Genomic DNA, 11,561 nt, shown 5'->3' with positions numbered 1-11,561 from the left:
TACTTCAGCGTTCGCTCAAAGCGTTTGCTTTGGCGCGCAATAATGGTTTTAGCAAGTAAGATAAAATGGTTTTTTTGCCGGTCATGATGTCCAGCTGTGCGGTCATGCCCGGGATAACGGATAAATGCTGCGCCGAGTCTTTTTCGGTGGTTAGCGCGCGCACAAGATAGAAAGTATTGTCGCGATCATCTGTAATCGTGTCGGCACTTATGTGCTCGATGGTCGCGGCAAGCCCGCCATAGATTGAAAAATCGTAGGCGTGGAGTTTGATGGTTGCCGGCAAGCCGGGGCGCAGGAAGGCTATATCTTTGGGTGCTATTTTGGCTTCTACCAGCAGGCGGTCATCGGTGGGAACAATTTCAACAAGGGCATTCCCAGGCTGAACAACGCCGCCGATGGTATTCAGCAGCACACGCTGCACCGTGCCATTCACCGGCGAGCGAATTTCCGAGAGCTTTACCTTGTCGGCCAGCCCGGCAACGCTCTTGTTCAGGCTATTTAGCTGCGAGCTTGCGTCACTGAGTTCTGCGCGCCACTGGTTGCGAGTGGAAGATTCAACCTCCAGCAACCTGGACTCTGCCTCTTGAATACTGGCTTTTACCTGGCGAACACGGGCAGCGGCCTGCAGGCGCTCACCATTTGCGGCGGCCTGATCCCGCTGCAAACGCAAAATCTCTATCTCTGATACCGCACCCGAAGCCAGCAGTGGCTGCGTTGCCTGTAGCTCTCGTGTCGACATGCCATAAGACTGCTCCGCCGCAGACACCCGAGCCTGTGCCTCGCTCAGTTCCTGTTGCCGTTGAGCAATTTGTTCCTGGGCAACCGATAAGCGCTCATCCAGTTCTTTCAAGCTGGCTTTGTAATAGCCTTCTTCCTGCTGCAACACCTGTTCCTGCACGGGCGTTAATGCTTCGCTGTAATTCAGTTCTAACGGCTCGCTTTGGATCAGCGCCTGTAGCCGTTTCACTTTGGCGGCCAGTGCAAATGCCCGCACACTGCCTTCCTGATAACTGGCCACAAAGCGCGTTGGGTCTATGCGCACCAGCAGGTCGCCCTTGCTAACTCTGGCGCCCTCGTCTACAAATACCTCTTCAATGACACCGCCATCGGCGGACTGAATAACCTGTAGCTGCCGCGATGGAATCACCTTGCCCTCACCCCGGGTGACTTCATCTAAGGGTGCAAATGCAGCCCAGATAATCAAAACAATAAACGTCAGTGCAATGCCGTACAGCAGGCTGCGGGCGCGAAGGGTGCTTTGCTGCTCCATGGCCTGATCTGCATCCGCAGGCCAGTGTCGTGAATTGCTGCGAAACGCGGAAAAAAATGGCCGGAACAGGCGATTTATAAAGCCTTTACCCCGTGCCCCAACAGCATCCGCCTTGCTCAAGCGCTCAAATGCCTGTTGCTCCAGCGCTTTCTGTTCCGCTTTCTCAGCAATCCTGGGGTCGATGCTCATTGCGCCCCCCTCTGAATGCTGCCCTGCTGAAGTGCCTGAAGCACGGTTTGCTTAGGGCCATCCGCAACGATTTTCCCGGCATCCATAACAATCAGGCGGTCGACCAGATCCAGCAAGCTGGTGCGATGGGTTATCAGCAATACGGTTTTGCCCTGGCCGAACTGGTTCAGGCCTTTGCTAACGTGATTCTCCAGCGTGCTGTCCATGGCGCTGGTGGGTTCATCCAGCAATAAGATACTGCTATCCGCCATCACCGCGCGGGCCACGGCTATTGTCTGGCGCTGCCCGCCGGACAAGCGATTGCCAGCCTCCCCTACCTGCATTGACAAGCCATCTGCATGGTCACCCACGAGGCCCTTCAGGCCGGACACATTGATGGCCTGCAACAGGCGCTCGTTGTTGGGGTGTTCTATGCCCAGGGTGACGTTGTCGTAGACCGTGCCGCTGAGTAACTGGACGTCTTGCGGAATATAGCCAATGTTGCGGCGCAGTTCGGCGGGGTCGATCTGGCCGATATTCACGCCATCCACCAGCAGGGCGCCAGAGGTTGGGCGATACAAACCCAGTATGAGCTTTTCCAGGGTGCTCTTTCCTGAGCCCACACGACCAAGAATGCCCACCCGCTCGCCAGCCCGAATGTGCAACGAAACCCCTTTCAAGGCATCCCGCTCTTCACCGGGATACTGGAAGGACACATCGCGCAGTTCAATTTCGCCGCGCAGTTTGCCGCGGCTGATCAACTGTTTTCCGGGCTCGCGATCCTGCTCGGCATCCATAATCTGTTCAACGGCGGTCATGGCCGTCGCTGCCTGATGATACTGGGTAAGCAACGAAGCGGTTTGGGACACCGGCGCCATGGCACGGGATGACAACATGTAAGCCGCAATCAGCCCGCCCTGGCTCATATCACCGTTAATAACCAGATATACACCGGTGATAATCATCACTACCGACACCACCTGCTGTATCCAGGAAGCCCCGGCCCCCACCGACATACCCAGCATGCGCTGCTTGCCGGAACAGCCAGACAAAAACCGGGTGGATTGCTCCCAGGCACTTTGCATACGGCTGCTGGCGTTGAAGCTTTTAAGCGTGGGCGCGGCCACCAGGCTTTCCACCAAGCCGGAGTTACGCTGGGCGCTGGCCTGGCTCATGGTTTCCGAGAGCTGGTGCATGGTTGCCTGCACCGAGAGCGCGTACAGAATAATAATCGTGGCACCGATCAATACGGGGATTACCATCACTGGAGAAATCAGGGCAATGATGACAACAAACACCAGGAAAAACGGGAGGTCGATGAGGGCTGTCACCGTCATGGAGCCAATGAACGAGCGCACGGATTCAAACGATTGAACATTGGCCGCAAAGGAACCCACGGATAGCGGCGCATGCTCAAGCCGGGTACCCAGAATACGCTCCATAATACGTGCAGATAAGGTGATATCTGCACGGCTTGCCGCCAGTTCAACAAACCAGCTGCGAAGTAAGCGCAACGCCAAATCGGCACAGATGATGATCAACGCGCCGAGGGCAAGCACCCACAGAGTATCCGTGGCATGGTTCGGCACCACCCGGTCGTAAACGTTCATCACGAACAGGGGCATGGTCAAAGCAAACAGGTTGATAAAGAAGGCGGCGATCAGGATGTCCCGGTACACCGGTCGGTTTGCCTTGATGACACTCCAGAACCAGTGGCCATTATCAACCGTGGAGCCGGCACCTGTTTTGCGCTGATCCAGACGAAAATCCGGGCGACAGTAGAGCGCGATGCCGGTGTAGCTCTCCTTGAGGCCGGCAAGCTCCAGTTGCTGGATCTCCATATCCAGTTCCGGCAACCGAACCTGCACAGTCTGCTGCTGGGGTTCGATGCTTTCCAGTAAACAAGCACGATTCCCCTCAAGCAAAACAACGCAGGGAAGCAGCAAACTATTCAAGCGCTCCAACGGCTGCCGCACCAGTTTCACCTTCATATCGACCCGGTCCGCAGCACGGGCAAATACCGAGGGTGACAAACGGCCGTCCACCAATGGCAAGCCCGCGATCAACGCGTCGTGGCTGATCGAGGTGCCATTTTCAGCCGCAAGCCATAGCAGGCAAGCGCTTAGGGGGTCATTTGTCTGATCCATAACAGCCTTTTAAGCTCACTTTCTGGTGTGAGTAACGCGCACCTCAACACGGCGGTTCATTGCCCTGCCCTCAGCGGTATCGTTCGTTGCGTTGGGCTGATAGGCACCAACACCCGAAACCAGCATTACGGTGTCGTCAACGCCACTATCGATTAGCGCATCACGCACCGCAATCGCCCTGGCCAACGACAACTCATGGTTCAGTGCATCAGTACCCGAACTATCGGTGTGGCCCACGATGTTGATAGATTTGACTGTGTCACGCTCCAGCAAACGGCGAGCAAACTGTTGCAAGTGAGCCATAGCTTCCGGCTTGAACTCGGCGCTGCCTATATCAAACAGGGTGTCACTGCCAAAGTTCAGAACCTCTTCGGTGTCTGATGTATTCAAGAAACGATCAAAGCTTCTGGCACCGTCGCCTGGAAGCGTGCAATAACGGCTGGAGCCGGGATTTACCGAGCGATTGATGTCACCCAGGTCTGGCAGCTCTTCACTGTTCACATTCAAGGTCGCCAGCAAGCGTCCCATGCTATGCAGTGTTTGGAGGCGATTGATTTCCAGATCATAGGAACCGTTGATATAGGCCCGCTCGGCCTGGAAAAGCTCGTTTTCAGAATCGAGAACATCCAGCAAAGAACGCCGCCCGATATCGAACTGTTCGCGATAAGCTGCAAGCACACCCGTAGCTTTCTCGCGATGGGACTCGAGAGAGTCCAGCTTCACCTGAAGGTTAAGCACATCTCCGTGGGCAATGGTTGCCGTTTGGCGCAAATCAACGCAGGTTTTATCCCGCATGCTCTCTGCCTGGCTAATCCGGCGATCTGCCGCACGCTCCGCGGCCCTGTCACTGCCACCGCGGTACAAGTTATAGCGTGCACGCAACTCAATTACCGTATCGTCCCCGTAGGAGTGTGGGTCGGTACGGGTATCGAAGCTGTTGTTGTTTTTATAGGTGCCATGACGAGCACCCAGCTCGAGTGTGGGATACCTGCCTGCTTTCGCCTCGCCAAAAGAGGCCTCAGAAGCCTGAATCTCCTCGAAGGCGGCAAACAGCGCTGGGTTATTGGCATATACCGTAGTAAGAACCTGCCACAACTCCCCCGGTACAAGTTGTGACTGCACTTCAAAGGGGCTTAGCTCCTCAGCTGGAAAACGGCCAACCAGGCGCTGAAAGCGAGCGGTAACACTCTGCAGGTTTGCAATTTCTGTCATCAGATTGGAGCGGGCAAGCGACAATCGCCCATCAATCTGCTGCAGGTCTGCCCGGTTGCTTACGCCCCGCCCGGCGCGATTACTTACATGACGCTGCACACGCTGGTGGTTGGCAACGTTTTGCTGAGCAAGGGCAACCAGTTCCCGGTGCCTGAGAACGCTGAGATAAACCTCACTGGCCTCCAGCGCCTTGGTTTCAGCCTCGTCCAAAAGCTCATAATAACGAGCCCTGCTATTGTGCTCCGCTCTGGCTACAGCATTGCGCACCCGAAACCCATCGAACAGCATTTGTGTGAGCGACACTTCCGCATAGTTGCGGTTATAGCTGCCACGACCATCATAATATCGGTCGCCAATACCGCCGGCGGCATTTACATCTATAGAAGGCAGATATCCGCCAAATGCCTCCCGCTGGTCAAAGGTAGACGCCTGAAACGCATTCAAACGAATTTGCACCTCTGGGTTGGTTTCCAGAGTTTCCTTCACAACGCTCAACAAGTCGTCTTGTGGCATTGTTGCAGCCGCAACAACTGCGGAATAACTCAAAGAAACGGCAAGTGCTAATTTTGCGAGAGAGGGAGTTCTAGCCATAATATCCTCAAGGCCGCCGATACAGGCGAGGGGCCTGGAGCGGATGTGATCAGTACGCTGGCTTTATGAGGGAATGGGCAGAAGCTTGGCGTGCGCGAGCGAAACCGGAAGCTCGGAGCACACCTGAGCTTGAAAGCTCCATCCCAAAGCAACGAGTTATTAGTGTCAGAATGGCCTGATCGTATACTTTGCACAGCAGAGAACCTGTGATAGCGCGGCAAAACCTGTTCTCGGAGGGAAAGTTTTATCCACTTGCCGCCAGTTGATTGCACACACAGCCCATTACATACTGTTGAATCTGGAGTGTAAGCATGGGCACAATACAAAGGCGCCCGCGGAGCCGGGCAGCAGCAAACCAGAAGGACAGAGATGGAGACGCTGGAACACAGGCGAATTTTGATTGTGGACGATGAGGAAGCAGACCGCATGCTGCTCTCTGCTTACCTTCAACGACACGGTTGCCAGATATTTTATGCCCAAGATGGCCTTGAAGGCATCGAGAAAGCCCGCGCCCTGCAGCCCGACCTGATCCTGATGGACTCAGAGATGCCTCGCTGTAATGGCCATGATGCCTGCAAAATAATCACTCAAGATCCGAGAACGCGCGACATCCCTGTTATTTTTATCTCCGGTATGATCTCGCCCGAGCATCGCATCAGAGGACTGCTTGCGGGTGCTGTTGACTACATCAACAAGCCCTTTGATTTTAATGAGGTTAAACTGCGCCTGGCCATACACTTGCGGCACAAGCCCGCCGTACAGGCCAGCAAAGACAAGCCCAAACCCGAAACCGTTTCGGCCAGCAATCGGGATGTTATTGTGTTTCACTCAACACGCACTCATCTGCTGAAATCTTTGTCTGCAACACCCACGATGAAAGAGTTGGAAAAGCTGACAGGAACCAACAGCAAACACCTTAATACAGCCTTCAAGGCTTGTGCGGGCGTTACGGTTTACGGGTACCTTAGGGAAGAGCGGATGAAGGAGGCACGAGATTTACTGCAACGTACAAGCCTCGCTGTGCAAGACATTTCGCTCCAGGTTGGCTTTGCCGACAGTGGTAATTTTGCCACCGCATTCAAAGACCGGTTCGGGCTAACCCCCAGAGAATTTCGACAGCAGCACAGCTGACTTCAGGAACGATATTTTTGAATTACAACCACTGGGTAAACGTGTTCACTGCAATTGTTGCCTCATTATTTTTGGCTCTATCATCTGCGGCAATGGCAAACGTCGCACCTAATCAAAGCCCGGTTATAGATCTGGCAAGCGCAACGGATAGCCAAGAGCTTATAGGTGCGATGCTGGCAATTCCCAGGCTCAGTGATGTTCAAAGCCTCAGCAGCGCTCTAATGCACACCGATTGGGTTCGCCCCGACGAAGACAACCTAGACGCACCTCGTCAACACAGCACAATCTGGCTAAAGGCCTCGGTACATAACAGCAATGAGAATTCACTCATACGCTGGCTGGTATTAGAGCCATGGAGAATGAACCGGGTAGACGCTTATTTTCTCGACCCAAACACTCAAAAAATCCTCTGGCAGAAAACCACAGGGCTTACTGTTTCTTTACAGGATCGCGCTGTAAACAATGGTAAAACTATAATTCCGGTGCACCTCAACGCAGGCGAAACCCAACAACTGTTTATTAAGATTTATAGTGACAGCCTTCCCTTTGTCAGCGTAAAAAGCTGGGATCCTGTCTCTTATTCACAAAGCATCAATCAAAACTGGATATTCCAGGCCGCACTGTTTGCAGGCATTCTCACTCTACTGGTGGTTCTGATACTCCAGTTCAACGCTGGTTTTTTATTGACCGGTTTATGGCTGTTATCCGGATTTATTGTGGAAGCTGAAAAAGACGGTTTTTTCAGCAATTACTTGCTGACTTTTCTCGAAAGCTATTCGATAAACCTGAGAGTTTCAGCAGCGGCATTCACATCACAATTATTCCTGGCCACCTCAGTGTTCCTGCTGGGTTTCAACAAGCATCGCTTGTGGCGTGTGTTTCTCATCTTAACGGCCGTATCAATGCCCATCATCGCCAGCCTCACTTTTGTGCTCGATGGTGTCGCTATCAGGCAACTGGTCACTGTGATTATGATTGCGTACCTTGGGGCCTGGTTGTTCCTGGTAACGCCTGTTTTGCGCACCTCTCGTTCAGAGCCAGCAAAGCTATTGCTTTTGCTACTGCTGTCCATCTATTGGACCACCACCACGCTCGCGCTGCTAAAGTACATCTTCAACTTTGACTACACCACTGTCTCTACATTTACACGAATTTCTATCGAAATTATGGTCGCAGTTGCTTTAATACTGACATTCAATTGGCAGCAAAAAAGCCGACTGAGCACCGCTGAGAAAACGTTAAAAGCACAAGAGTCTGAGTACCTGCGCACCTTGGAACAAGCAGTCGCAAGCCGTACAGAAGAGTTAAACACCGCTCTTGAAACTGCCAAAAAGGCCAGCACGGCAAAGGTGAATTTCCTGGGGCAAGTCACCCACGATTTAAGGTCTCCCTTAACCGCCATTCTGGGTTATGCCCAGCTCCAGGCAGGCGGAGCGGTCAGTGCTGAAAAAGCAACGCAGGTCATCCAGGATCGGGCGCTGTATATGAAGGATCTGATCGATGGCCTGGTTGATTATGCCCACGACATCACGGTAGACGACAACGAACTGCAAGACATTTACCTGATTGCCTTTATCGACAACCTGGTTAATCACTCCCACATAATCGCCAGCAAACAAAATAACCGCTTTCAGCTTAAAATCGAAACTGACCTCCCAACGGTGGTTCGCTGCAGTAGCAAGCAATTGCAGCGAATTTTGCTGAACCTCCTGGATAATGCCGCGAAATACACCAGCGACGGCAACTTTTCACTATCCGTTGCCGTTGCAGACACTTCCGGGCAAGAACAGTTACTGATCTTCCGCGTAAGCGACACCGGCCGAGGAATACCGGCCGACGATCTCAAAAAGATCTACACCCCTTTTTACCAAAGCTCAGAGAACAACCCCGGTGCCGGCCTTGGCTTGGCCATCTGCTTTGAGCTCACAGAAAAACTTGGTGGCACTCTTGAGCTGGAAAGTGAGCCTGGGAAAGGAACCACGGCCACCTGCACTATTCCCTATATAGCGGGCGACGAGCAGCTAGCAGTATCATCTCTTGCAGCGGTAAAAGATCTATTGCCTAAATTTGATGCACAGGGCCAGCTGGCCTGGATTGTGGAAGATTCCCAAGCAATCCGAGAATTACTGGAGGAGGAGTTCTCTGATATGGGGTTTAAAGTGTCGCTCTTCACAACGGCAGAAGCCTTTACAGAAGCAGCCGGCAGCCCCACCGAAATACCCTCAATCATTATTACTGACTACCGCCTACCAGGTGCTTCCGGCGCAGACGTGCTCCATGCTGCCCGATCCCACTGGCCAAGCGTGCCAGTAGTCCTGCTCTCAGGCACACTAAACAGCAACCCACGGCCAGAAGAAAGTGACTCGGAACGCTTCAATGCGTATCTATCCAAACCCGTCGATCGGTTGGAATTGCGTATGACGGTGTCGGCACTTTGCTATCTACTGTCTGAGTAACACCTGAATACAATGCGCCCCTATCTCGACTGTTTCCAATACTGGATCCATTTGGATATCCCCAGAACACTCCTAAAATACCAAGCACTGGCACCTTCCCTCCCGTCGCGTTTGTAAGCAACTACACTCTGCCGGCCTGGAGAGTAGCGCTCAACGTTGTTTGGGTGTAAACCCTGTGAGCCAAGAGGATTACATGCGCTACGTGCACATGAACCTGCGCCCAGGCGCAAAACCCCTGTACGTTAAACCCTTGAAAATAATCGAAGCCCGAGCTGAACACTTCAATCCGCCATCATTTAACCGCATCACTGCAGAAACAGCCAAGGATGCTGTACTGTTTTTGCGGAAGGGTAGTTTTGAGGCTTTTTCTGCTGTCACCTCAATACCCCGGATACCGATTCCTTAGCGCGTCATCATCCATGTAGGAGGTTTAGCCGGAATGCTGAGCCCATTGCAAGGGGCTATGGATATTGTGCGGCGTTGGGTTGAGTTGTAGTGAGCGAACACAAGAATCTGTGGAACACCCTACCTATTAAAGGTGACTCAACAATATCCACCCACCTACCCCGATAAGCGTAAGGCCCCCAAAGACTTCCGCCCTGTTGCCCAATACGGAGCCGACAGTCCGCCCTAACATCACTCCCAGCGTCACCATGGAGGTAGTAGCAAACCCAATCAGTGCTGCAGCAGCCCAGATATTTACATCAATAAAGGCTAGCCCCACCCCGACAGCCAGGGCATCAATGCTGGTGCCAAATGCAGTCAAAGAGATTTTGAGAAAGGAGTGCCTAGAAGGTTTTTCTATATCCTCCGCACCGGGCCTGACACTTTCGTAGATCATGTGTAAGCCCAGAGCCACTAGTAGAGCGAACGCTATCCAGTGAGCCCATGACTCAACGTAAGAGGATGCTGTCTTGCCAATCAGCCAACCTATCAAGGGGGTTACGGCCTCAATTGATCCGAAAATCAATCCCATTCTTAGGGCTTCGGAAAAACGGGGGTTTTTAAGGCTTGCTCCCTTGCCGACTGCAGCAGCAAAGGCATCTGTAGACATAGCAAAGGCAAGCAAAAGAAGGGCTATTGGGTTCATCACGTCACTCCGGCCGGGCATGTTGAGTCCACGACATATCCACACGCCCGACCTCAGGCATGAATATATCGATGGTCTCGCCAACCGAAGGGTGTTCGCACCATGGCATGTGGCCAAGTATGTTGATACGAACTCTTCCGACTATCGGAAGCAGGCTACTCCCCAAAGAGGCGGGAACTTTAGCAATTGTTTATAACGATCTCAACCAACCGCTGGCTGCAGAAGTTCGGTTGCTGTTACTGGTTTAGGATACCGATAGAACGGTCAAACCGTTTTCCTGATAGAATTAGCTTTTCCACCCTGTAGCATTTGTGTAGCACCGAGCCCTTTAAAACGGGCAGAGCTGAGCAATAAATGATCAAAAACGTATCTTCAGAAAACGTCCAAAACCACCTTTCAACCCATGAAAACACTGGGCTAGAGCCATCCCGGCGCTTTTGCGTTGCACCGATGATGGATTGGACTACCCCGCATTACCGGTACCTCGCTCGCCTGCTAAGCCAGCACACCCTGCTTTATACCGAGATGGTCACCACAGGCGCGTTGATTCATGGGGATACAGAGCGGTTTTTGCGCCACGACCCTGCGGAATACCCTCTGGCACTCCAGCTTGGAGGCAGTGATGCGGGGGAGCTGGCGCACTGTGCACGGCTTGCAGAGCAGTTCGGCTTTAGCGAAGTAAACCTGAACGTTGGCTGCCCCAGCGACCGGGTTCAGAACAATATGATTGGCGCCTGCCTGATGGGGCATCCAGATAAAGTGGCAGAGGCCGTTCGGGCGATGATTGAAGCTACCCGCCTTCCGGTTACGGTAAAACATCGCATTGGCATTAACGGCCGGGAGTCCTGGGAAGACCTTTGTGAGTTTGTTGAGAAAGTGGCGGCCGCCGGCTGTCGCACGTTTATTGTTCATGCACGCATCGCGATTCTTGAAGGGCTCAGTCCAAAGGAAAACCGGGATGTTCCACCGCTGAAATACGCCTGGGTGTACCGCCTGAAGCAAAAATACCCGCACCTTGAGATCATCATCAATGGCGGCATAAAAACCTTTGAAGAATGTAATGAGCACCTGAAACATACAGATGGCGTAATGCTCGGCCGTGAGGCTTACCACAACCCCTGGCTTCTGGCGGGCGTGGACTCGGAGTTCTTTGGCGCCAAGCCCCCTGCTAAGACTCGCCACAGTGCACTTAGAGCCATGTACCCGTTTATTCAGAGCGAACTGGAGCGCGGTGTATTCCTTGGCCACATGTCCCGGCATTTCCTGGGGCTCTTCCATGGTATGCCCGGTGGCCGTCAGTTCCGCCGCTACATCAGCGAAAATGCCCACAAACCGGGCGCGGGTCTGGAGGTGATTCAGGTGGCTCTCGAGAAGGTTCCTGAATCCTGACCGCAACCTTACCTTTTGCTGTCTTGTTCCTGCCTTTACAGCCCGTTATTGTAGAAGCATTACCCGCATCCGGGATTTGGATGTGCTGATAAAAATATCAACCGGGA

The 11,561-nt window shown here is 53.1% G+C and carries 8 protein-coding genes and 1 riboswitch; of the genes, 4 read left to right on the top strand and 4 right to left on the bottom strand.

Features of this window, described 5'->3' with window-relative positions; genetic code table 11:
• Nucleotides 1-4 precede the first annotated feature (4 nt).
• Genes RKA07_RS05885 through RKA07_RS05875 form a run of 3 tightly spaced genes read right to left on the bottom strand, consistent with a single transcriptional unit; the run spans nucleotide 5 to nucleotide 5,388 of the window.
• Entirely contained in the window at nucleotides 5-1,459 is a 1,455-nt protein-coding gene (locus RKA07_RS05885; RefSeq protein ID WP_310965851.1) for an HlyD family type I secretion periplasmic adaptor subunit, read from the bottom strand.
• Nucleotides 1,456-3,585, bottom strand: coding sequence for a type I secretion system permease/ATPase (locus RKA07_RS05880; RefSeq protein WP_310965850.1), 2,130 nt, complete (start codon nucleotides 3,583-3,585; stop codon nucleotides 1,456-1,458). Before RKA07_RS05880 ends, RKA07_RS05885 begins: the two co-directional genes overlap by 4 nt.
• Nucleotides 3,586-3,600: 15 nt before the next feature.
• The gene (locus RKA07_RS05875; RefSeq protein WP_310965849.1) at nucleotides 3,601-5,388 is read right to left on the bottom strand and encodes a TolC family outer membrane protein; all 1,788 of its coding nucleotides are present in this window, start codon (nucleotides 5,386-5,388) and stop codon (nucleotides 3,601-3,603) included.
• A 369-nt stretch (nucleotides 5,389-5,757) separates the two neighbouring features.
• On the opposite strand from RKA07_RS05875, the gene RKA07_RS05870 reads away from it, so the two are divergent.
• The 3 genes from RKA07_RS05870 to RKA07_RS05860 all read left to right on the top strand — a co-directional run bounded on the left by RKA07_RS05870 (nucleotide 5,758) and on the right by RKA07_RS05860 (nucleotide 9,381).
• Nucleotides 5,758-6,519 (top strand): response regulator, encoded by a 762-nt coding sequence (locus tag RKA07_RS05870; RefSeq protein WP_310965848.1) that lies wholly within the window; start codon nucleotides 5,758-5,760, stop codon nucleotides 6,517-6,519.
• A 17-nt stretch (nucleotides 6,520-6,536) separates the two neighbouring features.
• On the top strand, nucleotides 6,537-8,975 hold the full coding sequence (locus tag RKA07_RS05865; protein WP_310965847.1) for a hybrid sensor histidine kinase/response regulator: 2,439 nt from the start codon (nucleotides 6,537-6,539) through the stop codon (nucleotides 8,973-8,975).
• 175 nt (nucleotides 8,976-9,150) lie between these two features.
• Nucleotides 9,151-9,381, top strand: a complete 231-nt coding sequence (locus tag RKA07_RS05860; protein WP_310965846.1) for a hypothetical protein — start codon at nucleotides 9,151-9,153, stop codon at nucleotides 9,379-9,381.
• 126 nt (nucleotides 9,382-9,507) lie between these two features.
• Here the strand turns inward: RKA07_RS05860 and mntP are convergent, their stop codons facing one another.
• Entirely contained in the window at nucleotides 9,508-10,065 is a 558-nt protein-coding gene (gene mntP, locus RKA07_RS05855; protein ID WP_310965845.1) for a manganese efflux pump MntP, read from the bottom strand.
• 6 nt (nucleotides 10,066-10,071) lie between these two features.
• Nucleotides 10,072-10,241, bottom strand: a riboswitch (yybP-ykoY riboswitch).
• A gap of 178 nt (nucleotides 10,242-10,419) precedes the next feature.
• Between mntP and dusA the strand changes: the two genes are divergently transcribed.
• Nucleotides 10,420-11,454 carry a tRNA dihydrouridine(20/20a) synthase DusA gene (dusA, locus tag RKA07_RS05850; protein ID WP_310965844.1) on the top strand — a complete coding sequence of 345 codons (1,035 nt, stop codon included), beginning with the start codon at nucleotides 10,420-10,422 and terminating at the stop codon, nucleotides 11,452-11,454.
• Nucleotides 11,455-11,561: the final 107 nt, after the last annotated feature.

Source organism: Marinobacter xiaoshiensis, assembly GCF_031631795.1.
GTDB lineage: Bacteria > Pseudomonadota > Gammaproteobacteria > Pseudomonadales > Oleiphilaceae > Marinobacter > Marinobacter xiaoshiensis.
Note: the sequence above shows the minus strand (reverse complement) of the source record. Positions and strands in the feature narration are given on the sequence as shown.

Coding starts and splice junctions, on each gene's coding strand:
- RKA07_RS05885 (WP_310965851.1), bottom strand. CDS start 1,459: ATGAGCATCGACCCCAGGATTGCTGAGAAAGCGGAACAGAAAGCGCTG.
- RKA07_RS05880 (WP_310965850.1), bottom strand. CDS start 3,585: ATGGATCAGACAAATGACCCCCTAAGCGCTTGCCTGCTATGGCTTGCG.
- RKA07_RS05875 (WP_310965849.1), bottom strand. CDS start 5,388: ATGGCTAGAACTCCCTCTCTCGCAAAATTAGCACTTGCCGTTTCTTTG.
- RKA07_RS05870 (WP_310965848.1), top strand. CDS start 5,758: ATGGAGACGCTGGAACACAGGCGAATTTTGATTGTGGACGATGAGGAA.
- mntP (WP_310965845.1), bottom strand. CDS start 10,065: ATGAACCCAATAGCCCTTCTTTTGCTTGCCTTTGCTATGTCTACAGAT.
- dusA (WP_310965844.1), top strand. CDS start 10,420: ATGATCAAAAACGTATCTTCAGAAAACGTCCAAAACCACCTTTCAACC.